This window comes from Rheinheimera sp. F8 (genome assembly GCF_001518915.1).
On record NZ_CP013656.1, the window covers coordinates 457204 to 480734 of the forward strand.

24 protein-coding genes are annotated in these 23531 nt (G+C 49.5%); 15 read left to right on the plus strand and 9 right to left on the minus strand.

Annotation, left to right across the window (positions count from 1 at the left end; translation table 11 throughout):
• Positions 1–28: 28 nt before the first annotated feature.
• Genes gyrB through dnaA form a run of 4 tightly spaced genes read right to left on the minus strand, consistent with a single transcriptional unit; the run spans position 29 to position 6032 of the window.
• Positions 29–2446 carry a DNA topoisomerase (ATP-hydrolyzing) subunit B gene (gene gyrB, locus ATY27_RS02175; protein WP_208933390.1) on the minus strand — a complete coding sequence of 806 codons (2418 nt, stop codon included), beginning with the start codon at positions 2444–2446 and terminating at the stop codon, positions 29–31.
• Positions 2430–3542 (minus strand): DNA replication/repair protein RecF, encoded by a 1113-nt coding sequence (recF, locus tag ATY27_RS02180; RefSeq protein WP_208932527.1) that lies wholly within the window; start codon positions 3540–3542, stop codon positions 2430–2432. The genes gyrB and recF overlap by 17 nt, the downstream gene beginning before the upstream one ends.
• A 3-nt stretch (positions 3543–3545) precedes the next feature.
• Entirely contained in the window at positions 3546–4649 is a 1104-nt protein-coding gene (dnaN, locus tag ATY27_RS02185) for a DNA polymerase III subunit beta (RefSeq protein WP_208932528.1), read from the minus strand.
• 12 nt (positions 4650–4661) lie between these two features.
• Positions 4662–6032, minus strand: coding sequence for a chromosomal replication initiator protein DnaA (gene dnaA / locus ATY27_RS02190; RefSeq protein ID WP_208933391.1), 1371 nt, complete (start codon positions 6030–6032; stop codon positions 4662–4664).
• 437 nt (positions 6033–6469) lie between these two features.
• On the opposite strand from dnaA, the gene rpmH reads away from it, so the two are divergent.
• The 5 genes from rpmH (at position 6470) to mnmE (ending at position 10298) form a co-directional block, all read left to right on the plus strand.
• Entirely contained in the window at positions 6470–6607 is a 138-nt protein-coding gene (gene rpmH, locus ATY27_RS02195) for a 50S ribosomal protein L34 (protein ID WP_084164225.1), read from the plus strand.
• A 20-nt stretch (positions 6608–6627) separates the two neighbouring features.
• Complete coding sequence (gene rnpA, locus ATY27_RS02200; protein ID WP_208932529.1) at positions 6628–6999, plus strand: ribonuclease P protein component; 372 nt, start codon at positions 6628–6630, stop codon at positions 6997–6999.
• Positions 6951–7208 carry a membrane protein insertion efficiency factor YidD gene (yidD, locus tag ATY27_RS02205; protein ID WP_208932530.1) on the plus strand — a complete coding sequence of 86 codons (258 nt, stop codon included), beginning with the start codon at positions 6951–6953 and terminating at the stop codon, positions 7206–7208. Before rnpA ends, yidD begins: the two co-directional genes overlap by 49 nt.
• A gap of 8 nt (positions 7209–7216) precedes the next feature.
• Complete coding sequence (yidC, locus tag ATY27_RS02210; RefSeq protein WP_208932531.1) at positions 7217–8857, plus strand: membrane protein insertase YidC; 1641 nt, start codon at positions 7217–7219, stop codon at positions 8855–8857.
• 76 nt (positions 8858–8933) lie between these two features.
• Positions 8934–10298, plus strand: a complete 1365-nt coding sequence (gene mnmE, locus ATY27_RS02215; protein ID WP_208932532.1) for a tRNA uridine-5-carboxymethylaminomethyl(34) synthesis GTPase MnmE — start codon at positions 8934–8936, stop codon at positions 10296–10298.
• Between the two features lie 32 nt (positions 10299–10330).
• On the opposite strand, the gene ATY27_RS02220 is transcribed toward mnmE, so the two are convergent.
• The 5 genes from ATY27_RS02220 to ATY27_RS02240 form a co-directional block, all read right to left on the minus strand.
• Positions 10331–11668, minus strand: coding sequence for an IS4 family transposase (locus ATY27_RS02220; RefSeq protein ID WP_208931129.1), 1338 nt, complete (start codon positions 11666–11668; stop codon positions 10331–10333).
• Positions 11669–11784: 116 nt separating this feature from the next.
• Entirely contained in the window at positions 11785–12276 is a 492-nt protein-coding gene (locus ATY27_RS02225) for a YbhB/YbcL family Raf kinase inhibitor-like protein (RefSeq protein WP_208932533.1), read from the minus strand.
• A gap of 90 nt (positions 12277–12366) precedes the next feature.
• Entirely contained in the window at positions 12367–12903 is a 537-nt protein-coding gene (locus ATY27_RS02230; RefSeq protein ID WP_208932534.1) for a YbhB/YbcL family Raf kinase inhibitor-like protein, read from the minus strand.
• A gap of 63 nt (positions 12904–12966) precedes the next feature.
• On the minus strand, positions 12967–13410 hold the full coding sequence (trxC, locus tag ATY27_RS02235; protein ID WP_208932535.1) for a thioredoxin TrxC: 444 nt from the start codon (positions 13408–13410) through the stop codon (positions 12967–12969).
• Between the two features lie 129 nt (positions 13411–13539).
• On the minus strand, positions 13540–15393 hold the full coding sequence (locus ATY27_RS02240; protein ID WP_208932536.1) for a DEAD/DEAH box helicase: 1854 nt from the start codon (positions 15391–15393) through the stop codon (positions 13540–13542).
• 167 nt (positions 15394–15560) lie between these two features.
• Here ATY27_RS02240 and mioC point away from each other — a divergent pair, with 167 nt between their 5' ends.
• The 10 genes from mioC (at position 15561) to atpH (ending at position 23517) form a co-directional block, all read left to right on the plus strand.
• On the plus strand, positions 15561–16013 hold the full coding sequence (gene mioC / locus ATY27_RS02245; RefSeq protein ID WP_208932537.1) for an FMN-binding protein MioC: 453 nt from the start codon (positions 15561–15563) through the stop codon (positions 16011–16013).
• 594 nt (positions 16014–16607) lie between these two features.
• Positions 16608–18497, plus strand: a complete 1890-nt coding sequence (gene mnmG, locus ATY27_RS02250; RefSeq protein ID WP_208932538.1) for a tRNA uridine-5-carboxymethylaminomethyl(34) synthesis enzyme MnmG — start codon at positions 16608–16610, stop codon at positions 18495–18497.
• Positions 18498–18510: 13 nt separating this feature from the next.
• Positions 18511–19128 carry a 16S rRNA (guanine(527)-N(7))-methyltransferase RsmG gene (rsmG, locus tag ATY27_RS02255; protein WP_208932539.1) on the plus strand — a complete coding sequence of 206 codons (618 nt, stop codon included), beginning with the start codon at positions 18511–18513 and terminating at the stop codon, positions 19126–19128.
• A 19-nt stretch (positions 19129–19147) separates the two neighbouring features.
• Complete coding sequence (locus ATY27_RS02260; RefSeq protein WP_208932540.1) at positions 19148–19942, plus strand: ParA family protein; 795 nt, start codon at positions 19148–19150, stop codon at positions 19940–19942.
• 20 nt (positions 19943–19962) lie between these two features.
• Complete coding sequence (locus ATY27_RS02265; protein WP_208932541.1) at positions 19963–20850, plus strand: ParB/RepB/Spo0J family partition protein; 888 nt, start codon at positions 19963–19965, stop codon at positions 20848–20850.
• A gap of 47 nt (positions 20851–20897) precedes the next feature.
• On the plus strand, positions 20898–21371 hold the full coding sequence (locus ATY27_RS02270) for an ATP synthase subunit I (RefSeq protein ID WP_208932542.1): 474 nt from the start codon (positions 20898–20900) through the stop codon (positions 21369–21371).
• A gap of 2 nt (positions 21372–21373) precedes the next feature.
• Positions 21374–22165 carry a F0F1 ATP synthase subunit A gene (gene atpB, locus ATY27_RS02275; protein ID WP_208932543.1) on the plus strand — a complete coding sequence of 264 codons (792 nt, stop codon included), beginning with the start codon at positions 21374–21376 and terminating at the stop codon, positions 22163–22165.
• A gap of 52 nt (positions 22166–22217) precedes the next feature.
• Positions 22218–22451 carry a F0F1 ATP synthase subunit C gene (atpE, locus tag ATY27_RS02280; RefSeq protein ID WP_208932544.1) on the plus strand — a complete coding sequence of 78 codons (234 nt, stop codon included), beginning with the start codon at positions 22218–22220 and terminating at the stop codon, positions 22449–22451.
• 49 nt (positions 22452–22500) lie between these two features.
• Entirely contained in the window at positions 22501–22971 is a 471-nt protein-coding gene (gene atpF / locus ATY27_RS02285) for a F0F1 ATP synthase subunit B (RefSeq protein WP_208932545.1), read from the plus strand.
• Positions 22972–22983: 12 nt separating this feature from the next.
• Positions 22984–23517, plus strand: a complete 534-nt coding sequence (gene atpH / locus ATY27_RS02290) for a F0F1 ATP synthase subunit delta (RefSeq protein WP_208932546.1) — start codon at positions 22984–22986, stop codon at positions 23515–23517.
• Positions 23518–23531 lie beyond the last annotated feature (14 nt).

A 23531-nucleotide genomic window follows, 5' to 3' on the forward strand; every position in this document is an offset into this window, starting at 1 on the left:
GCTTTTTTATGGTGCTGAGCCCAGAAACTTAGATATCCAGGTTCGCCACACGCAGTGCGTTTTCTTCGATAAAGGCGCGACGTGGTTCTACTTCATCACCCATCAACGTATTAAACAATTGATCGGCGCCAATCGCGTCTTCAATAGTGACCCGTAACATGCGGCGGGTATTCGGGTCCATCGTCGTTTCCCACAACTGTTCAGGGTTCATTTCGCCTAACCCTTTATAACGTTGGATATACAGACCTTTTTTCGATTCTGTGATGAGCCAATCCAGACCTTCGACAAAATTGCTGATTGGTTTGATTTTTTCACCACGGCGGATATAACCACCTTCTTCAATCAGGTCACGGATGGAATCACCCAAAGCAGCGATACGGCCGTAATCAATTGACGTGATAAAGTCATAATGCAGCACATATTCATTGTCGATACCATGCTGGCGGATCACAATTTTTGGTAATGTCAGATTCCGTTCGCGGTCTTCGGTCACATCAAAGGTATAACTGGAACCATCACCTTCTTTGTCTTGCAGACGTTTGGCCAGTTTAGCAACCCACTCTTTAGTCAGAGTTGCGTCTTTTAACATTTCCACTGTAATACCAGGAACATAAACCAACTCGTTCAGCAGATTTAACGGGATCTTACGACCCAAACGATCGATGGTAGTTTTACATTTGTAGTACTGGCTGACCAACGCTTCCAGCGGCGCGCCGCCAATGCCCGGGGCATCCGCGTTAACGTGCAACGTTGCTTCGTCCAATGCCAGCGTGGTCAGGTATTCGGTCATCGCAGTATCATCTTTGATGTACTGCTCTTGTTTACCCTTTTTCACTTTATACAGTGGCGGTTGCGCAATGTAGATATAACCGCGCTCAATCAACTCAGGCGTCTGACGATAGAAGAAGGTCAGCAACAGAGTACGAATGTGAGAACCGTCGACGTCCGCATCCGTCATCAGGATGATGCTGTGGTAACGGGTTTTATCCGGATTGTATTCTTCGCGGCCGATACCACAACCCAATGCAGTGATCAGCGTACCTACTTCCTGTGAAGAAATCATTTTGTCGAAGCGAGCTTTCTCCACGTTCAGGATTTTACCTTTCAATGGCAGGATCGCCTGGTTTTTACGATTACGGCCCTGCTTAGCAGACCCGCCCGCAGAGTCACCCTCTACCAGATACAGTTCAGACAATGCCGGGTCTTTTTCCTGACAATCGGCCAATTTACCTGGCAAACCAGCAATATCCAGTGCACCTTTGCGTCGTGTCATTTCACGCGCTTTGCGCGCCGCTTCCCGCGCACGGGCTGCGTCAACAATTTTGGTGACGATGATTTTGGCGTCGTTCGGGCTTTCCAGCAGATATTCGTTCAGTTTCTCGTGCATCACACTTTCGACCGCGGATTTCACTTCGCTGGATACCAGCTTATCTTTGGTCTGCGAGCTGAATTTAGGATCCGGCACTTTCACGCTGATAACTGCGGTTAAACCTTCACGCGCATCATCACCGGTCGCCGACACTTTCATCTTCTTGGCATAACCTTCAGCATCGATGTAAGTGTTCAGAACCCGGGTTAACGCCGAGCGGAAACCTGCTAAGTGCGTACCACCATCGCGCTGTGGAATATTATTGGTAAAACAATAAATGCCTTCCTGGAACGAGTCATTCCACTGCATCGCAACTTCAACGGTAATACCGTCTTCACGTGATGAGCAAAAGTAGAATGCTTTCGGGTGGATTGCTGTTTTCGTGCGATTTAAATACTGCACAAAAGCTTCGATACCGCCTTCGTATTTGAAGTGGTCTTTTTTATCGTCGCGCTCGTCACTCAGAATAATGCTGACGCCGGAGTTCAGAAATGACAACTCGCGCAGGCGTTTAGCCAGAATGTCGTAGTGAAAGTTGATGTCGGTAAATATTGTATCACTCGGCCAAAAACGAATTTCGGTGCCAGTACTATCGGTCTCACCAATTACTTTTAACGGTTCGTCCGGTACACCCAAACGATAAATCTGGTTGTGTACTTTATTTTTCCGGCGGATCGTCAGTTCCAGTTTGTCTGACAGCGCGTTCACTACCGACACACCAACGCCGTGCAGACCACCAGATACTTTGTACGAGTTGTCGTCAAACTTACCGCCGGCGTGCAATACGGTCATGATGACTTCAGCTGCCGAGACACCTTCTTCATGCATATCGGTCGGAATACCACGACCGTTATCGCGGACTGACACTGAATTGTCACTGTGAATGGTGACAAACACATCGCTACAGTAACCAGCTAATGCTTCGTCTATTGAGTTATCGACAACTTCAAACACCATATGGTGCAAGCCTGAGCCGTCATCGGTGTCCCCGATGTACATACCTGGTCTTTTGCGAACTGCATCTAAACCTTTCAGTACTTTAATACTCGAGGAATCGTAATTATGTTCTTCGGCCATCATTATCCGTCCGTTTTATCTGCCCATGTTCCACGTGGAACAATGCCGCTTCCTGGGTCAGGTGCGGCAAAATCTGGTCAGGTTCAATCGCAGTAATAAACACCTGCGACTGGAGTTGAGCTAAAAATTTGAAGATCTGGCGTTTGGATTGGTCATCCAACTCAGACGCCAGATCATCGATTAACAACAAAGGCTGTTTATGCCCACGTTGCGCAATCACGTTACTCTGTGCAACTTTCAGTGCAAATAGCAGTACTTTCAACTGACCACGTGACAACAGGTCATCTACATACTCACCATCAACTTTTAGGCGCAAATCTGCTTTTTGTGGTCCTAGTTGACTATAACCAGCTTTCAGATCACTGCTGAAGCTGTCTTGCAGTTGCTGCCATAACTCTGCAGCTTCACCACTGCGGACCTGCCATCCCGGGGCAAGCTCCAACTGTAGGCCTGCCAGGCAAGGAACGTCTGCTGTCAGTGTCATTAAGGCGCTTGAAAGCGTCTGCAGGTACTGCTGTCGTAACTGCTGTAAATGCACCGCAAGTTCTACGTATTGTTGATCCCAATACTGATACTGGGCACCATACGCTTGTCTGCTTTTTAATAAGGCATTTCGTTGTTTTAATACCTTATGAAAACGCAGCCAGATATCATAAAAGGAAGGTTCCACGTGGAACAATCCCAAATCAAAAAACTGCCGCCGCTCTTTCGGACCACCAAAAAACAAGCGAAAACTTTCAGGCTGTAAAAGCTGGACCGGTAACAAACTGGCGCAATCTGCCAACCGTTGCACCGCTTCACCGTTTAACCGGACCTGCCAGTCGCCCTGTCGATCCCGTTGCATCCCCAAGGCAATCTGTTGCATTGACCAATCAACACGAGCAAACAAAGTGTATTGCGCCTGCTCGTGCCGGATCACTTTATAGGGCTTGCCGGTACGGAAAGACCGACCGTGCGCCAACAGATAAATCGCCTCCAACAAGCTGGTTTTGCCGCTGCCATTGGCACCAAAAATCAAATTCCAGCCTGGATGAAAATCCAGCTGCGCCTGCGTGATATTGCGAAAATCATGCAGGTGCAACGACGTTAATGCCATGCGTCAGAGCCGCATTGGCATCACAACATACAAGGCACCCGGGTTGCCAACCCCTTCGACCAACGAACTGGAATTGGCATCACTTAAATGCATCACTACCAGGTCAGTATTGAGCGTGTTTAATACATCCAGCACATAACCAACGTTGAAGCCAATCTCGAGAGTGCCACCGTTGTATTCAACTTCAATCACTTCTTCAGCCTGTTCATGCTCAGGGTTGTTGGCGACAATTTGCAGTTCTTGCGGATTCAGCGTAAATCGCACACCACGATACTTTTCGTTGGAAAGAATAGAAGCCCGCACACAGGCGTCTTTCAGCACCGAACGATGCGCGGTGAGTTGACGTGAACTATTGCGTGGCAACACTCTGCGATAATCGGGGAAACGGCCGTCAATCAATTTACTGCTAAAACTAAACTGACTATCCATCAGCCGGATATGGTTCTGACCAATACTCAGGCGGATCAACTGGTCATCAGCGGCTAATAAACGCATCAGTTCTAAAACACCTTTGCGCGGGATGATGACCTGTTTTTGCTGGCCTGCAGTCACCCCAAGTTCAATCGAGCTCAATGCCAGCCGGTGTCCATCTGTAGCAACAGTCCGTAACGTGCCATTGTCGACTTCAAACAACAAACCGTTCAGGTAATAACGCACATCCTGGTTTGCCATCGAAAACGCGGTATCTTCCATCAACTTGCGTAGCTGAATACGGCTCAGTTCGAATTCAACTTCACCTTGCCAGCTTTCGAGATTCGGATAATCATTCGCACTCAGTGTCGCCAGGGTAAATTTACTTTTCCCGGTGCTGACAACACAATTGTCACCTTGCAGTTGCAGCGTCAATACACAGGATTCTGGCAAAGACCGGCAGATATCCAACAGCTTTTTCGCTGGAATAGTGACTCGCCCCGGCGTGATCACTTGCTGCGGAAAGGCAGCGGCTACCAGTTCGATCTCTAAATCAGTCCCGGTTAACGCGATTTGATCCTGAGTCACATCGAGTAATACATTCGACAGTATAGGCAGTGTATGGCGGCGTTCAATCGCACCAGACACCATTTGTAAGGGTTTTAATAAAGCGTCACGCTCAATTATAAAATGCATAACAAGTCCCTATTAAGATGACAATGTCCGGATTAAATTTTGGAAATCTTCTTTAATCTCATGAGTTTCTTCTTTCAAAGACTCAATCTTCCGGCAAGCGTGTAATACGGTTGTATGATCCCGGCCGCCAAATGCATCACCAATCTCCGGTAGACTGTGGTTGGTAAGCTCTTTTGATAACGCCATCGCCATCTGCCGCGGACGAGCAACAGAACGCGAACGACGTTTCGACAACAGGTCTGCGACGCGGATTTTATAATACTCGGCGACTGTCTTCTGAATATTTTCTATCGTGACCAGTTTGTCCTGCAACGCCAATAAATCGCGTAACGACTCACGGACAAAATCAATTGTGATAGGCCGGCCGGTAAAATTGGCGTTAGCGGTAATACGATTTAATGCACCTTCGAGCTCGCGGACATTTGAACGCAGCCGTTTAGCGACAAAAAACGCTACTTCCTCTGGTAACCGGATGTTGTTCTCTTGCGCTTTGCGCATCAGAATCGCTACCCGGGTTTCCAGCTCTGGTGGCTCGATGGCGATAGTCAGGCCCCAGCCAAATCGGCTCTTCAAGCGCTCTTCAACACCATCAATTTCCTTCGGATAGCGATCTGACGTCAGGATGATTTGTTGATTACCTTCAAGTAAGGCATTGAATGTATGAAAGAATTCTTCTTGAGAGCGGTCTTTTTTCGCAAAAAACTGAATATCATCGATAAGCAAGGCGTCAACAGAGCGGTAATACCGCTTAAATTCTTCAATGGCATTATTCTGCAGGGCTTTGACCATATCCTGCACAAAACGCTCGGAATGCATATAGATGACTTTTGCATCAGGTTTTTTTGCCAGGATCCCGTTGCCTACGGCATGCAACAAGTGAGTCTTACCGAGACCGGTTCCGCCATATAAAAACAACGGGTTATAAGCAGTTCCCGGATTGTCGGCAACCTGACTTGCAGCTGCACGGGCCAATTGGTTCGATTTACCTTCAACGAAATTCTCAAAGGTATAATTCGCCCGCACATTACTACGCACAATAGTTTTTGGTGCCGGCTCTGCCACTGCAGCTGACGCAGCAGGAGCAGCAGCGACTGGGGCAATCCGGCTAGTGGTTACCGGGCTGACCTTGGGAGCTTTCTGACTGCTGCCGACTTCAAAACGCAGACGGGGCGAATGATCGCCACAATAGTCGTGGATCAACTCATTGATCCGGTTCAGATATTTATCGCGAACCCAATCCAACACAAAACGATTTGGTGCATAAAGCGTTAACGCGTCATGGGAACTGTCGGCCTGCAGTGGGCGGATCCACATACTGAACTGTTGTGCTGGCAGCTCAGACTGCAACGCTTCCAGGCAATTTTGCCAAACTGACTGATACACCATATCTCCAGCAGCCCCGAATAATTAGTATTGGACAAGGCAGGTGTTAGGGAAAGACCCGCATTATGAGCCGATCTTATCCACAACTGCAATATTGACTTTTTGAAAAAACGAATGATTCGAAGAGATCCAGTATACTGCTTTGTTTTATATGATTTTTTATCTTATAGACAATTTAATAATACCGACAAAACAGCTTCGATTTTTCTGGTATATCCGCAGTCGTCACGTAGATTCATACACATATTATCCCAGAACAAAGCCCAGCCTGTGGACAACTGTGAAAGATCTTGGATCTGAGTAGGAAATAACCAAGGATCGCATTGACAAGCAGGGGCAGAATACTTAGAATTCGCGCTCTTTTTTAAATCGCTGCGTTTTGGTACTTACTAAAACTCAGATTCAGTTAGTAACTATCGACCGGACGGACGAAGAAAATGAGCAAAAGAACCTTTCAACCAAGCGTTTTAAAACAGAAACGCAACCACGGTTTCCGTGCACGCATGGCAGATAAAAATGGCCGCGCAGTATTAGCACGTCGCCGTGCGAAAGGCCGCAAGCGCTTAACTGTCTAGTCAGTTATTTAAAGCGCTGCGTGGTCAGCTATACCTTCAGCAGGGAGTTACGTCTGTTAACTCCCCGCGAATTCGACAATGTATTCCAGAACCCGTTCCGGGTCGCTTCCCCACTCTTCACTATCCTGTGTAAAGCCAATCAATCTGAACATCCACGGATTGGTCTGACGATCGCCAAAAAACGTGCTAAATTGGCCGTCCATCGGAATCGCATCAAACGTTGTGCCCGTGACAGTTTCCGGCTGCATCAGCACGAACTGCCACCGGTCGATATGGTGCTGATGGTGAAAGGCGATATCAGCAACACTGACAACGCAGAGCTACACCAGCAACTGGAGCGCTTATGGAGCAAAATCGCCCGCCAGTACAAAGCTATCCAACCAAAATCCTGATCACAGCGATTTATGGTTATCAGCGATGTATCAGCCCGCTGTTTCCGCCCAGCTGCCGTTTTACCCCCAGTTGCTCACATTATGCTGTTGAAGCATTACAACGCTTTGGCGTGATAAAAGGCAGTTGGTTAACCACCCAACGTCTATTAAAATGTCACCCTTTACATCCGGGTGGTGAAGACCCAGTTCCTGACAAGCAAAAGAGATAAGCTCACACATGGAATCGCAACGTAGTTTATTAGTGATTGCCTTCGCAATCGTCAGTTTTTTTCTGTGGCAAGACTGGCAGAAAGATTATGGTCCAAAGCCAGTTGTTCCGGCGCAAACCGCGATCAATAGCCCCAATGCCAGCGCCGAACCGCAATTATCAGCCTCAGGCCCGTTGAGCAGCACCACTACAGCTGCAGCAGTGGTCAACGAGGGCAAAGTTATTGAAATCACAACTGATGTAGTGAATGTCAAAATTGACACCCGTGGTGGCGATATTATCAGCCTGGTTCTGCCGAAATACACGCTGAGCCTTGAAGACAACACGCCATATCCGTTAATGCGTCAACTCAATGGCTTCAACTACACAGCGCAAAGCGGTCTGCTCGGTGACGGCCCTGATGAAAAACGCACGGCCAAACCAGTATATAGCGTCACTCAGGATAAATTTGCGTTGGCTGAAGGCCAAACTGAACTGAATGTCAGTCTGAAACTGGAACACAATGGCCTGCAAATTGAAAAACGTTATACGTTCAGCGCTGGCAAATATGATGTCCGGGTTGATTATATCGTGACCAACACCAGTACCGGCAGCAAAGTCATCCAGCCTTATCATTATCTGGCTCAAACCATCGAGAATGGTAAAGACGGCAATATGATGATGCCGGTATATCGCGGTGGCGCCTATTCCACCACCGATCAGCGCTATGAAAAATTTGCCTTTGAAGATATGCAGGACCAAAACCTGGACCTGGCAACCAAAGGCGGTTGGGTCAGCATGCTGGAACACTACTTTGTTTCTGCTTGGGTACCACAGGCAGAAGAACAAAATCAGCTGTTCAGTCTGGTCAACAACAATGAAGGTATCATTGGCGTCCGTGGTCCGCAAAGCAGCATCGCAGCTGGCGAAAGTAAAACGCTGACTGCAACCTTTTACGCAGGTCCAAAAGATCAGGCCAGTCTCGCGAAGATTGCGCATGGTCTGGATCTCACCGTCGACTACGGCTGGTTGTGGTTTATCTCGCAACCGCTGTTCTGGTTGCTGCAGCAAATCCACAATTTAGTCAGCAACTGGGGCCTGGCCATTATCGCCATTACCTTACTGATTAAACTGGCCATGTTCCCTCTGACCAAAGCCCAGTACGAGGGCATGGCAAAGATGCGTAATCTGAAGCCAAAAATCGACGAGCTGCAGGCGCGTTATAAAGACGACAAACAGAAGATGGGCCCGGCGATGATGGAACTGTATCGCAAAGAGAAAGTAAACCCGATGGGTGGCTGTCTGCCGATGCTGATCCAAATGCCAATCTTTCTGGCACTGTATTTTGTGTTTGTTGAAAGTATTGAATTACGTCAGGCACCATTTATCTTCTGGATCAAAGATTTATCGGTGATGGATCCATATCTGGTCCTGCCAATTCTGTATATCGTCAGTATGTATGCAATGCAGAAGCTAACACCAGTTACAGTTACAGATCCGATGCAGCAAAAAATCATGTTGTGGATGCCGGTCGTGTTTGGTCTGTTTTTCATCATTTTCCCAAGCGGCCTGGTGCTGTACTGGGTAGTCAGCAACCTGATCTCACTGGCGCAAATGCTGTATATCTACAAAGGCATGGAGAAAAAAGGCTTACATGTGCGTAACGCCTGATCGCTCTGACTGAACCGACAATGGCCGTTACACTTGTAATGGCCATTTTTTTATCTGAAGTGAAGAGGAATAGGGTATGTACGCCACTGATACCATCGCTGCACAAGCCACAGCTCCGGGACGCGCCGGGGTTGGCATTATCCGGGTGTCTGGCCCGCAGGCCTCAGCCGTTGCACAAGCGGTGCTGGGCCGTGTGCCCAAAGCCCGTGTGGCGGAATATTTACCCTTTCGCGCCGATGACCAGTCGGTGTTAGATCAGGGCATCGCTTTATATTTTCCTGGGCCCAATTCCTTCACCGGTGAAGATGTGCTGGAACTGCAAGGCCATGGCGGACCCGTGCTACTCGACATGCTATTGCGACGTATTCTGCAAATTTCTGATCTACGCATCGCCCGCCCTGGCGAGTTTTCTGAACGGGCATTTTTGAACGACAAACTCGATCTGACCCAAGCTGAGGCGATTGCTGATCTCATTGACGCCAGCAGCGAACAGGCGGCCCGCAGCGCGATGCAATCATTGCAGGGCGAGTTCTCCCGGCAAATCCACGCGCTGGTAGAGAAAGTGATTTATCTGCGGATGTATGTCGAGGCCGCCATTGATTTCCCGGACGAGGAGATTGATTTTCTGTCCGATGGCAAAGTGTCTGGCGATTTGGCAGATATTCGCACCGATCTGACAAAGATCCAAAAACAGGCCACTCAGGGCAGTATCCTGCGCGAAGGCATGAAAGTCGTGATCGCCGGCCGGCCAAATGCCGGTAAATCCAGCCTGCTGAATGCGTTAGCGGGCCGTGAAGCGGCGATTGTCACAGAGATCGCTGGTACCACCCGCGACGTGCTGCGTGAACATATTCATATCGACGGCATGCCACTGCATATTATCGACACCGCCGGTCTGCGCGAAGCCACCGATAAAGTCGAGCAAATTGGCATCGAACGCGCATGGCAGGAAATCTTACAGGCCGATCGGGTACTCTTTATGGTCGACAGCACCACAACTGCAGCGACAGATCCGGCCGAGATCTGGCCCGATTTTATCGCGCATATTCCGCCAGAATTAGGGATCAGCGTGATCCGCAATAAAGCCGATTTAACCGGTGAGCCGGTCGGCGGCGAAGATAGTGGCAAATACCCGTTATTTCGACTGTCTGCGAAAGATAAAACCGGGCTGGAAGCTCTTCGGGAGCATCTCAAAGCCTGTATGGGGTTTGAAGCAGGGAATGAAGGCAGTTTTATTGCCAGACGCCGCCATCTTGACGCATTGGCAAGGGCTTCTGAACATCTGTCGATCGGTGAGCAGCAATTGCATGATCATTTAGCCGGCGAGCTACTGGCGGAAGAATTGCGTTTGACCCAGCAACACCTAAATGAAATAACCGGTGAATTCAGCTCTGATGATCTGTTAGGCCGGATCTTTTCCAGCTTCTGTATCGGCAAATAAGCAAAAAAGGCCGGCTATGATGCCAATGCTCTTCACTTAAGTGGAGCCGCATTGCGGTTTACCGGATAACGGGTTTTGGATATCTTCACCGCCCTGGGCCTTGCTGGCCTGGGGCGTTTTTCTATAAACAGATTGCCGATACAACCGCGCAGCTCTGACAGTCTTCTTGCCGTGTGCGATGGTGAGATAGCGCCTGCCATCATCGCCAGTTTGTTGGCTATAAACTGACAGGCAAACTTAAAGCTGACTTCATCAGGGGCTCGTTTGTGCGCGACTGCTGCCTGACTGGCTTCTCTTCGGACCAGATTGTATCCCAGCAAGAGTCCCCATAATTCCTGATACACCAACGCCACCTTTTTGCTGCGAAGCGTGATGGTATTGTGTTGCATCGAGCTTTTAATATCCCGAAAGCCTAATTCTATTTCCCAGCGCTCATGGTAGAGCGTCGCCACCTGGTGTGCCGTGAACTCTGTCGCAGGTAATGAGGTGAAGACTGTTTTCTCGCCATCTGCAATTTCATAGGTCACAGCCCTGACTTGCCAGAACTCCGGCAATGCCGGGTTCTTTTTACGCGCCTGTGGGGAGATTTTCATCTGCAACAAGCGGTCGCCATCGCCATAGCGTTCGACTTCGGTATACACCAGCCCTTTACGCTCGGGGATAAGCCAGTGCCGGTTAGTTTCTTCATCGGCAATGCCCAGCAGCAAGTCCGCACTGAAGAAACCTTTATCCAGTAACGTCACGGAGTGCGCCGGCAAGGATTGAATGAAATCGCGGGCCAACGGGATTTCGCCTTTGCGATAAGGACTGATGGCTGCGTTGACCACCACATGCGAGCGCACATTCATCAGCGCCACCAGACGCAACATCGGATAAGGCGTCTGACGGTTGGTAGCGGTGTTACCCGAACCAAAATGGCCTCTGAGCTCAGGATTATCCTGCGTTCTGAACAGAGCACCATCGACGGCAAATACCTGCAGACCATGCCATGTATCAGCAGGATAACGCTCATGACCCCAGACTTGCGCACATTGACGGAATAACCATTCAACCGGTTGTTCGCCAAGCCGCTGACGGGCTTGCGACAGCGCACTGTCAGCCAGGAGCACATCGTTGGCAAGACCATCAGCACAGATATTCAGATGACGGGCGACTTCTGAGATAGGTTCATTGCGAAAAAAAGCCATACCGACCACCAGCCACAACACCATATCAGCGGGCAATCGCCTGCGGCGGATAGTGACCTTGTCGGATAAGGCCGCGGCGATACGGACCCATTCATCTGGAATATGGTTGGCAAATACTTCCATCCGGGCGACGGGCTCCCCGGACATCTCAATGACTTCGGTTAAATCCTGAATTAACGGCATAAAAAAATCCGGAACCTATGACGGGTTCCGGATTTTCCTACACTGCCAGGATCGGTCAAGTACTCTTAACTGATCTGCATTGCGGCTATGATGCTGGCCTTTTAAGCATGAATCCCTTAGCGGGCGTAGGTCGCTGTTAATGTCGATTTTGCCAGTGCACTGGCGTTCAGCATAAAACCAACTACCGCAGCGCTGGCACCATCAGGAACGCCTAATGCGGCCGTCGGCAATGCCCAGACCGTAAACTGATAACGATGCATGCCATGGCCTTCTGGTGGACATGCGCCGCCAAATTCCTTGATACCATAGTCATTATTAAAGGAACGGCAACCAGCTGGTAAAGCGCCATTGCCGGCACCACGAGCCAGTCCGTTGACGTCTACAGGGATATCTAACACCAGCCAATGCCAGAAGCCGGAACCTGTTGGTGCATCCGGATCATATACTGTAATGGCAAAACTCTGAGTACCAGCAGGCGCATTATGCCAGTGTAGCGCCGGCGACAAATTAGGACCGTCACAACCAAAACCATTGAATTCAAAAGTTTTTGCCATGAAATGACCTTCCTGAATATCCGGGCTGGTCAGACTGAACTTAGCATTACTCATCTTTCACCTCTGTTTATCAAGAGCTGCAACTCAGTATGCGTGGCAATGCGGGAACAGCAAGCCTGTAGTATTTATACCCGGACACCAGATCTAACGGGCATAAGTCGCGGTCAGCGTTTTTTTCGCCAGCGCGCTGGCATTGAGTGTATAACCTACCACTGCGGCGTTGGCGTTGTCCGGGACTTGCAGTTTTTCTACCGGCAGCGCCCAGACAGTGAACTGATATCTGTGCATACCATGACCGACTGGCGGGCAAGCCCCACCAAAATCATGGGTGCCAAAGTCGTTGATAAAACTACGACTGCCACCCGGTAACTTACCGCCAGTAGAACCTGCGCCCTGCACCAAGCCTTTCTCTGTCGCAGGGATGTCCGCTACCAGCCAATGCCACCAACCCGAACCCGTCGGCGCATCCGGATCATAGACGGTCACCGCAATACTTTTGGTACCGGCCGGTAAATCAGACCACTGCAGTCCCGGTGATTTGTTGGCGCCGTTACAACCAAAGCCGTTAAATTCAAAAGTTTTGCTGAGGAAATGCCCTTCACGCAGATCCGGGCTGGTTAGATCCAGCGCAGACAACGGTAAAGCAGCTGCAAGCAAAACGGATAACAGCATGTTTTTCATCAATCTCTCCTGAGTCTGAAACTTATTCGCAGCCGTTGTTCTCTCAGCAGTCGCTGATCCTGCCTAGTCAGGCTGGGATAAGCGGGTGCTTTGTTGTTGCAGCCACTGATAAAACTGGGCTTTTGGTAACGCGCCGGATTGCTGTGCAATCACCTGCCCTTTATGCACCAGCAGCAGTGTTGGGATCGAACGGATCTGAAACTGCGCCGCCAATTGCTGTTCGGTTTCGGTATTGATTTTACCAAAGCGAAAACCAGGTTCCAGTTCCCGTGCAGCCTGTGCAAAAGTCGGGGCAAAACTCTGGCAGGGTCCACACCAGGCCGCCCAGAAATCCAGTACCACCGGCAGATCTGATTTTTGTACCAGATTAGCAAAATTCTCTGTGGTGATGTCGACGGGACTGCCAGTAAACAAACTTTGTCTGCATTTACCACACACCGGAGCTTGATCGAGCCGGCTGGCTGGTAAACGGTTTAGGCCGGCACAATGGGGACAGGCGACAATCATGATGGGATCCTCTTAAACTTTGTGATGATCTGGGGATTATCAGCTGAACATCAAGGGACAACACGAGGATCCAAAAAAACAAAACCCCGCAAAAGCGGGGTCTCGGATTACCAACCAAACCAGTTAGACTTATGAGCCTTCGCGGGTCCGTGGTTTTTTCGGTGCAGCACCTGGCCGTGGGCCTGTGCCTGCAGCCGGAGCAGCGCGATCTGGACGCTCGCTGCGTTCGGCACGATCAGCACCGCTGCGTTGATAACGTTCCGGACGTTCGCCACGCTCTGAACCTGGACCACCAGAATCCACACTGATGTTCAGTTTTTGTTTCCGCACATAGACTTTCTTCAGATGCTGGAAGACTTCAGTTGGCATATCGCCCGGCAATTCTACTGTTGAGAAATGATCAAACAGCTTGATGTTACCGATGAACTGGCTGTCAATATTAGCTTCATTGGCAATAGCACCTACGATATCACCGGCACGAACGCCGTGCTCTTTACCAACTTCGATCCGGTAGTTGATATAGTTACCTTGCAGTTCACGACGTGGTGGACGTGGACCACGCTCGGGACGATCACCAGAACGCTCAGGACGGTCGCCTGTACGCGCCGGACGATCCCCACGTTCAGGACGTTCGCCACGTGCATGTGGTTCACGGATCTCAGGGAACTGACCAGCCACATTTAACGGCTGACCTTTTTGTGCCATAAACAACAGCGCAGCAGCTAAATCAGCATCAGTCGTTTCCAGTTTTTCACGCCAATCATTGATCAGATCCTGGAAGAAGCTCAGGTTTTTCGCTTCAATAGTGTTGGCCAGCAATTCGCGGAACGATTCGATCCGGCGCTGTTCAATCACTTCGCCTGTTGGCAGCGACATTTTTTCAATCGGCTGACGGGTAGCAAGTTCAATAGTACGCAGCAGACGACGTTCACGTGGTGACACAAACAGAATCGCCTTGCCTTCGCGACCAGCACGACCGGTCCGGCCGATACGGTGGACATAAGCTTCACTGTCGTACGGAATGTCGTAGTTAATAACTAAGCTGATCCGTTCAACGTCCAGACCGCGTGCAGCAACATCAGTTGCAACAATCACATCGATCTGGCTGGCTTTTAAGCGGCGAATAGTTTGTTCGCGGTTGGCCTGGTTCATATCGCCATTGAGGCAAGCGACTGCATAACCGCGAGCACCTAATTTTTCGGCAATTTCCTCTGTAGCACTTTTGGTCCGGACGAAAATGATGCTGGCATCATATTCTTCGCCTTCCAGTACCCGAGTTAACGCATCAAGCTTTTGATTCCCGTCCAGCATCACATAACGTTGAGTGATCCGCTCAACGGTACTGGTTTTAGATTCAATTTTAATTTCATGAGCATTTTTCAGATGCTTCTGTGCGATGGCGCGGATTTGCGACGGCATAGTTGCAGAGAACATTGCAACCTGACGGCCTGCTGGCGTGGCATCCATGATAGTTTGTACGTCATCGATAAAACCCATCCGCAGCATTTCATCGGCTTCGTCCAATACGATGGCGCGCAGCTTATCCAGCTTTAACGTACCGCGATCCAAGTGATCAAGAATACGACCCGGCGTACCTACAATGACTTGCGATCCGCGTTTTAATGATTTCAGCTGGTTGGTGTAGCTTTGGCCACCGTATAAAGGCAGCACATGGAATGCAGGCATAAAGCGGGCATAGGCCTGAAACGCTTCTGCAACCTGGATCGCCAACTCGCGCGTAGGTGCCAGCACCAGGATTTGCGGCTCGTTCTGTGCGGGATCAAGCCGGGCCAGTAATGGCAATGCAAAGGCGGCAGTTTTACCGGTACCGGTTTGTGCCTGGCCTAATAAGTCCTCACCAGCTAACAGTTTTGGGATTGCGGCCGCCTGGATAGGAGACGGTGTTTCGTAACCCAATTCTGTGACCGCGCGCAGTAATGGTTCTGGCAGATCAAGCTGGGAAAAAGTCAGGGACTCGGACATATGTTGTATTAACCTCAATAACACGCAGGCGCTTCAAAGGTATGTGCTATTGTAGTTTTACTGAGCCTGCATTGCAGTAAAAATACCCGGCGCCTGTTGTGAGCGATGCTCAACAGGCACAAATTCCAGTAGTATAGCCAATCATTTAACTGACCAGAGACGTACAGATGATTGAGATCCTCGTGGGCAGCCAAATGGGCGCTGCTGAATACACAGCAGAACAAGTGGCTGAAACACTGGTACAAGCGGGATTTCCTGTCAGATTACATCTGACGCCCGTATTAGAACAACTGACCAGAAGCTCAACCTGGTTAGTGATCACCTCGACCTATGGTGCGGGTGATCTGCCCGATAACATCCAACCCTTTGCGGATCAATTAGCACAAGATCAAACAGATCTTACCACAGTTTCTTATGCCGTGATCACTTTAGGTGACTCCAGCTACGATACTTTTTGTCTGGCCGGCAGCAAAATAGCGGAATTACTGAAAAAAAATTCGGCTAGAAATTTAGATCTGAGCCTGCAAATTGACGCACAACAAGCTGATTTACCGGAGGACCTGGCTTTGGCCTGGTTGCCACAATTCATTTCAAAATTGTCTGCACCACTCATTGACTGAGATTCTTCAGCCCGATCTTTTGGCTAAAAAAAGGGGGACCGAAGTCCCCCATAAATACACAAGTCACTGTCCAGAAACTGGATATCTAACGGTGGTACGTTGGCTGCTAAAACCAACAAAACTAATCATCTGGGTTTGGTAATCTATTTACTTAATAATCTTCTGATAAATCGCTGATAAAAACCCGATCCAACTATACATGGTTGTCCACAGACAGATCCCAACTTGATCACACATGTGGATAAAACATGAATAACCCAGTGTATAAGCTGATGTTATCCTCTTGATGGAATTATTCGCATTTGACCCTGTGGATAAATAGGCTATTTGATCACAGGTTGATCCGATGCAGATCCGGATCAGATCACAGCTTAGATCCTTTGTAAGATCCTGATCCTAAGAGGGAAAAATGGCTTATCAACCAGAAACAGCCTCTATAGTAGTAAGAATAATAAGAAAGATCTCTTTAAAGATCTTCTTTATATATATGGATCACATAGGATCCGGAACTCGTTTAAAACATTCCGTTTCACTGAGGATCTGAGGTACAATGCGTGCCCTTTTTTATGCTGTTGCAAAGGCGATGAGGCAGATATGTTGTTTCAACAAAGTTACGATGTGATTGTGGTCGGTGGCGGACATGCCGGCACTGAAGCTGCTTTAGCAGCTGCCCGTATGGGAATGCAAACCTTGTTGTTAACCCACAACGTTGAAACGCTGGGCATGATGTCTTGTAACCCCGCGATCGGTGGGATCGGCAAAGGGCATTTGGTCAAAGAGATCGACGCTCTGGGTGGCGCCATGGCCGTTGCAACAGATCATGCCGGGATCCAATTTCGCACACTGAATAGCTCTAAAGGCCCTGCAGTACGTGCGACACGTGCTCAGGCAGATCGGCAGCTGTATCGCGCCGCGATCCGTTCAATCCTGGAAAACCAGCCTAACCTGCAGATCTTTCAACAAGCCTGTGATGATCTAATCGTAGAGAATGATCAGGTTGTTGGTGCAGTAACGCAGATGGGATTAAAGTTCCGTGCAAAAGCAGTCGTGCTGACGGTCGGAACTTTCCTCGCAGGTCAGATCCATATTGGTTTGCAAAATTACAGCGGTGGTCGTGCCGGTGATCCACCATCGGTGGCATTGGCCCGTCGTTTACGTGAACTACCGTTCCGGGTTGGTCGGCTAAAAACTGGTACACCACCCCGTATCGACGCGCGCAGCGTGGATTTCAGCAAAATGCAGCCGCAACCAGGCGACATGCCACTGCCAGTGATGTCGTTTATCGGCAAACAAAGCGATCACCCGCGTCAGGTTCCCTGTTACATCACGTATACGAACGAACAGACCCATGACATCATTCGTGGTGGTCTGGATCGTTCGCCGATGTATACCGGCGTGATTGAAGGCGTCGGTCCACGCTATTGCCCATCGATCGAAGACAAAATCAATCGGTTTGCGGACAAAGACAAACATCAGATCTTTATTGAACCTGAGGGGTTAACTACCCATGAGCTCTATCCAAACGGCATTTCAACCAGCTTACCTTTTGATGTACAGCTTGCGCTGGTTCACTCGATCCCAGGATTAGAGAACGCACATATCACCCGACCAGGTTATGCCATTGAATATGACTTCTTTGATCCGCGGGATCTGAAAAAATCACTGGAAACTAAATACATCAAAGGCTTGTTTTTTGCTGGTCAGATCAACGGTACAACTGGCTATGAAGAAGCTGGCGCACAAGGTTTGCTGGCAGGCCTCAATGCAGCTTTGCTGGTGAAAGAACAAGACGCTTTTGTACCAAGCAGAGATCAGGCTTATGTCGGCGTTCTGGTTGACGATCTGACGACTTTAGGCACCAAAGAACCCTACCGGATGTTTACCAGCCGGGCTGAATACCGTTTGATGCTGCGTGAAGACAACGCCGATCTGCGCTTGACCAGCAAAGGCCGTGAGCTGGGTCTGGTTGATGATGTGCGCTGGGCCATGTTTAACGAAAAAATCGAACAGATTGAACTGGAGCGTCAGCGCCTGAAACAGAGCTGGATCCACCCGCAGCATGCCTCGCTTGCTCAGGTGAATACCTTGCTGAAAATGCCTTTAAGCCGTGAAGCAAGTCTGGAGGATCTGATCCGCCGGCCCGAAGTGACCTATAAAGATCTGATGCAGATCGAAGGCGTCGGTCCTGGCTTACTGCTGCAGGACGCGGCGGAACAAGTCGAGATCCAAATCAAATACGAAGGTTATATCAACCGGCAACAAGACGAAATCGCTAAGCAGGAACGCAATGAAAGCACGCGCTTGCCAGCTGGTTTTGATTATTCAGTGGTAAAAGGGTTGTCCAACGAAGTGGTGCTGAAACTAAACCAGGCACAACCTGAAACTATGGGTCAGGCGTCACGGATCTCCGGTATTACGCCAGCGGCGATTTCGTTGTTGTTGGTCTATCTGAAAAAACAGGGCCTGTTACGTAAATCAGCCTGAGTCAGGACGCTACATGCTTGAAAAATTGAAAAAACTGGTTGCACAAACCGAACTGCAACTATCGGATCTGCAGTTACAACAACTGGTGCAGTACGTCCAGTTACTGGATAAATGGAACAGCGCCTACAATCTGACTTCAGTGCGTGATCCGAACGAAATGCTGGTCAAACACATCATGGACAGTCTGGCAGTTGCGCCATACTTGCACGGCGATCGAATCATTGACGTCGGCACCGGGCCGGGTTTGCCTGGCGTGCCGCTGGCGATTTGTTGCCCGGATAAAGAATTTACCTTACTGGATAGCCTGGGAAAACGCATTCGTTTCCTCAATCAGGTCAAACTGCAGCTGGGCCTGACCAATATCCAGCCGGTGCAAAGCCGGGTTGAAGATCATCATGAACTTTATGACAGCGTAATCAGCCGTGCATTTGCTTCGTTAGGTGATATGTTGCACTGGTGCCAGCATCTGCCAGCGTCTTCTGGCCAGTTTCTCGCCATGAAAGGTGCGCAGGCGCAGGAAGAAATTGCAGCTTTGCCCGATTTTGTTAAAGTTGTCGGCAATGTCGAACTGACAGTGCCAGAGTTGGTCGGCCAACGTTATCTGCTGGTGCTGGAAAAAACAGCAGTCTGAATACGGACTAGGGATCTTTGTGGGAAAAATCATCGCGATAGCCAATCAGAAAGGTGGTGTGGGCAAAACCACAACCGCGGTCAATCTGGCGGCATCTATGGCCGCGACCAAACGCAGAGTCCTGTTGATTGATTTAGACCCACAGGGCAACGCGACGATGGGCAGCGGGGTCGACAAATACGAAGTCCACGCCACAGCCTACGAGCTGCTGGTTGAGGAAAAACCATTGCCGGAAGTCGTAGTAAAGGATACCGCGGGCGGCTATCACCTGATCGCCGGCAATTCGGATGTAACTGCAGCCGAAGTCCGCTTACTCGATGTTTTCGCCCGCGAACTGCGTTTGCGTAACGCCCTGAAAAATTACCGCGACCAATACGATTTTATTTTTATCGACTGCCCGCCGTCACTGAATATGCTGACTGTCAATGCAATGGCTGCGGCTGATTCGGTACTGGTGCCGATGCAGTGTGAATATTACGCGCTGGAAGGTCTGACAGCACTGGTTGATACCATCAATAAACTGGCTGCTGTGATCAACGCCGACCTGAAGATTGAAGGTATTCTGCGGACTATGTATGACCCGCGCAATCGCCTCGCCAATGATGTCTCTGAGCAGTTGAAACGCCACTTTGGTGAGAAGGTCTACCGGGCCGTGATCCCACGTAATGTGCGGCTGGCTGAAGCGCCCAGTTTTGGCACGCCAGTGATGTATTACGACAAAAGCTCGACAGGGGCCAAAGCTTATCTGGCTCTTGCCGGCGAAATTCTGCGCCGTGCCGACAAAAAACAACAAAAAACCACCCCTGCGGTGTGATGTGAAGGAATGACCTGCGAATGTCTTTGAAAAAACGTGGCCTGGGCCGGGGTCTGGATGCTTTGTTAACGACTGGAAAACCTGTCAGTGCAGCTGAAAGCCAAGTTGAAAGTCGTCAGTCAGAGTTACAGAATCTACCGATCGAGTGGTTACAACCGGGTAAATACCAGCCGCGTAAAGACATGTCGCAGGATGCACTGGAAGAATTAGCCAGTTCCATCCGCGCACAGGGCGTGATCCAGCCGATCGTAGTGCGTCCGGTCGGTACAGACCGTTATGAAATTATCGCCGGTGAACGTCGCTGGCGTGCATCACAGCTGGCGGGCCTGGCTGAAGTGCCTTGCATGCTCAAAGACGTGCCGGATGAAGCTGCTGTCGCCATTGCGCTGATTGAAAACATCCAGCGCGAAGATCTGAATGCGATGGAAGAAGCGGTAGCGTTACAGCGTCTGCTCAGTGAATTTGAACTGACCCATCAGCAAGTGGCTGACGCAGTTGGTAAATCCAGAACTACAGTGACGAATTTGTTACGGCTGAACCAATTGGCGGATGAAGTCAAAACGCTGCTTGAACATGGCGATATCGAAATGGGCCACGCCCGCGCCATTCTTGCTCTGCCGGCTGATCAGCAGCCGGATACCGGTCGGGTGATAGCGGCCAAACAGCTGACTGTGCGCGAAGCGGAAAGTCTGGTCCGGCGTTTGCTGGAACCTGCCCCGGTGAAAGAAAACAAGACCAAAGACCCGGATGTAGCGGCATTAGAGTTGCGATTGAGTGAACGCTTTGGTGCTGCGGTCAGTATTAGTTACAACCGAAAAGGCAAAGGCGAATTAGTCATCAATTACAGCAGTTTGCCTGAATTAGACGGTATCTTGCATAAATTGGGCCTCTCTGAGACTGAAAATTAACCGGTCAGCTTTCAGTAAGTTCGACATTCGTAGGATTGGCGCGGCTTTTGGTTGCAAAAATAAGGCAGATAAGTATACTTGCGCGAGCTTTTTGTACTGTTGTTTTGCATTTATTCAGGTGGTGCATTGTGTCTTTAACCACAACAAAACAACGTTATAAACTGATTTTTAAGACGTTTTTGTGGCAGTCGCTGGCAGGATTTGCTTTGGCGGCGCTCTGTTTGGCAGCTTGGGATAAGCTGGCCGCAAAATCTGTTCTGATTGGCGTTTATTGTGTTGTTGTGCCGCACAGTCTTTTTACGTGGTACGTGTTTCGCTTCCGTGCAGACATCCAGCCTGATCTGGTGCTGAAATCGGTTTACAGGGGCGAGTCGCTAAAATTTTTATTGTTGGCGTTGTTAGTTGCAACAGCGCTGAAACACGCTCTGATGATCCCTTGGTTGTTTTTTGGCGGACTGGTGTTCGCCCTGATCATGCAGGCGTTGTTACCGATTTTGATTAACTACGATAATTGGGACTAACGATGGCATCTGGTGAGCTTACGAGCAAAGACTATATTACCCACCACCTGACCAACTGGAGCGTCGGCGAAGGTTTTTGGACCGTTCATGTCGACACCTTAGGCTGGTCAATCTTTATGGGATTGATTTTCCTGTTCTCTTTCCGCGCAGTGGCAAAAACAGCCAATGCCGGTGTACCAACCAAATGGCAATGTGCCGTTGAAATGGTGGTCGAATTCATTGAAAACACGGTTAAAAGTACTTTTCATGGCAAAAATCCAATCATCGCGCCTTTAGCGTTGACCATTTTTGTCTGGATCTTGCTGATGAACCTGATCGACTTAGTGCCGGTTGATTTCATTCCATGGACTGCCCAACAGATTGGTGCTGCCATGGGCTATGACCCGCACCACGTCTACATGAAAGCTGTTCCGACAACAGATTTGAACATGACTATCGCCCTGGCGCTGGGCGTGTTTATCCTGATGATTTACTACTCAATTAAAATGAAGGGCGTCGGCGGTTTTATCAAAGAACTGACCACCCAGCCTTTTAACACACCTTGGTTATACTGGTTCAACTTCATTCTGGAAGTAGTTGCCTTGCTGGCCAAGCCGTTGTCTCTGGCACTGCGGTTATTCGGTAACCTGTACGCCGGTGAGCTGATTTTCATCCTGATCGCGATGACAGGCTTGTATCAGCTGCCAATGCACTTCGTCTGGGCTGTGTTCCACTTGCTGGTTATCCCACTGCAGGCGTTTATTTTCACCATCCTGACGGTGGTGTATTTGAGCATGGCGCACGAACATCATTAATAAAGATTTCTTTTTAACTTTAACTTTAACATTAGTAACTTTGGAGAACGTTATGGAACTCGTTATCGGTTTAAAATACATCGCAGTTGCCCTGTTAATCGGTTTAGGTGCATTAGGCACTGCAATCGGTTTCGGTACTCTGGGCGGTAAATTCCTCGAGTCTGCAGCTCGTCAGCCAGAGCTGGCTCCTAGCCTGCAAGGTAAAATGTTCGTTGTAGCAGGTCTTATCGACGCCATCGCAATGATCGGTGTTGCTATCGCGCTGTACATGCTGTTCGCAATCTAATTGGTCGCGAACCAGAACATTTACTTATGTCATTTAAGGAGAAGCGGTCGTGAATATTAACGCCACTCTCATTGGTGAGTTAATCGCGTTCCTGGTGTTCGTACTCTTCTGTATGAAGTATGTATGGCCACCAATTATCGGTGCGATTGAAACTCGTCAGCAAAAAATCGCAGATGGTCTGGCCGCGAGTGATCGCGCCGAACAAGACCTGCGGTTGGCGCAAGAGAAAGCAAAACAACAGCTGATCGACGCAAAGGCGCAAGCTTCTGTTGTCATCGACCAGGCGAAAAAACGCGAAGCGCAGATCATCGAAGAAGCTGCGGTTAAAGCGCAGGCTGAACGGGAAAAAATCCTGGCTCAGGCTAAAGCTGAAGTCGACGCTGAACGCATCCGGGCGAAAGAAGAACTGCGTAAGCAGGTCGCTGCCCTCGCCGTTGCCGGCGCAGAGCGGATCCTTCAACGTTCAATTGATGAAGCTGCTCACAGCGACATCCTGGATAAACTGGTTGCAGAACTGTAAAGAGGAAGAGCCATGTCTGAACTGACGAATGTCGCTCGTCCTTATGCCAAAGCGGCGTTCGACTTTGCGGTCGAACAAAACGCTTTGGCGGCCTGGGCTGATATGCTGTTTTTCGCTGCGGAAGTGGCGAAAAATCCAGTAGTCGCCGAGCGCCTGCAAAGCAACAGCGCTGCCGAAGCACAGGCAGCCTTTTTCATCCAGGTTTGTGGTGAACAGCTGAATGCACACGGTCAGAACCTGATTAAGGTCATGGCAGAAAACCAGCGTCTGCCGGCACTTCCTGCCGTACTGGACGGTTATCTGGTGTTAAAAGCTGAGTACGAAAAAGAAGCCACTGTTGATGTGGTTTCGGCAACTGTACTGAGCACTGCCCAGCAGGAAAAACTGATCGCGGCGTTATCCAAGCGTTTAGCCCGCAAAGTTAAGTTGAACTGTAGCGTAGACCCGGCAGTTGTCGGGGGTATGTTAATCAAAGCCGGTGATATGGTTATTGATGGCTCAGTTCGCGGTAAATTAGACCGTTTAGCCACTGCGCTGCAGTCATAATTGGGGATTAGAGC

Coding starts and splice junctions, on each gene's coding strand:
- gyrB (WP_208933390.1), bottom strand. CDS start 2,446: ATGGCCGAAGAACATAATTACGATTCCTCGAGTATTAAAGTACTGAAA.
- recF (WP_208932527.1), bottom strand. CDS start 3,542: ATGGCATTAACGTCGTTGCACCTGCATGATTTTCGCAATATCACGCAG.
- dnaN (WP_208932528.1), bottom strand. CDS start 4,649: ATGCATTTTATAATTGAGCGTGACGCTTTATTAAAACCCTTACAAATG.
- rpmH (WP_084164225.1), top strand. CDS start 6,470: ATGAGCAAAAGAACCTTTCAACCAAGCGTTTTAAAACAGAAACGCAAC.
- yidD (WP_208932530.1), top strand. CDS start 6,951: ATGGAGCAAAATCGCCCGCCAGTACAAAGCTATCCAACCAAAATCCTG.
- yidC (WP_208932531.1), top strand. CDS start 7,217: ATGGAATCGCAACGTAGTTTATTAGTGATTGCCTTCGCAATCGTCAGT.
- mnmE (WP_208932532.1), top strand. CDS start 8,934: ATGTACGCCACTGATACCATCGCTGCACAAGCCACAGCTCCGGGACGC.
- ATY27_RS02220 (WP_208931129.1), bottom strand. CDS start 11,668: ATGCCGTTAATTCAGGATTTAACCGAAGTCATTGAGATGTCCGGGGAG.
- ATY27_RS02225 (WP_208932533.1), bottom strand. CDS start 12,276: ATGAGTAATGCTAAGTTCAGTCTGACCAGCCCGGATATTCAGGAAGGT.
- ATY27_RS02230 (WP_208932534.1), bottom strand. CDS start 12,903: ATGAAAAACATGCTGTTATCCGTTTTGCTTGCAGCTGCTTTACCGTTG.
- trxC (WP_208932535.1), bottom strand. CDS start 13,410: ATGATTGTCGCCTGTCCCCATTGTGCCGGCCTAAACCGTTTACCAGCC.
- ATY27_RS02240 (WP_208932536.1), bottom strand. CDS start 15,393: ATGTCCGAGTCCCTGACTTTTTCCCAGCTTGATCTGCCAGAACCATTA.
- mioC (WP_208932537.1), top strand. CDS start 15,561: ATGATTGAGATCCTCGTGGGCAGCCAAATGGGCGCTGCTGAATACACA.
- mnmG (WP_208932538.1), top strand. CDS start 16,608: ATGTTGTTTCAACAAAGTTACGATGTGATTGTGGTCGGTGGCGGACAT.
- rsmG (WP_208932539.1), top strand. CDS start 18,511: ATGCTTGAAAAATTGAAAAAACTGGTTGCACAAACCGAACTGCAACTA.
- ATY27_RS02265 (WP_208932541.1), top strand. CDS start 19,963: ATGTCTTTGAAAAAACGTGGCCTGGGCCGGGGTCTGGATGCTTTGTTA.
- atpB (WP_208932543.1), top strand. CDS start 21,374: ATGGCATCTGGTGAGCTTACGAGCAAAGACTATATTACCCACCACCTG.
- atpE (WP_208932544.1), top strand. CDS start 22,218: ATGGAACTCGTTATCGGTTTAAAATACATCGCAGTTGCCCTGTTAATC.
- atpH (WP_208932546.1), top strand. CDS start 22,984: ATGTCTGAACTGACGAATGTCGCTCGTCCTTATGCCAAAGCGGCGTTC.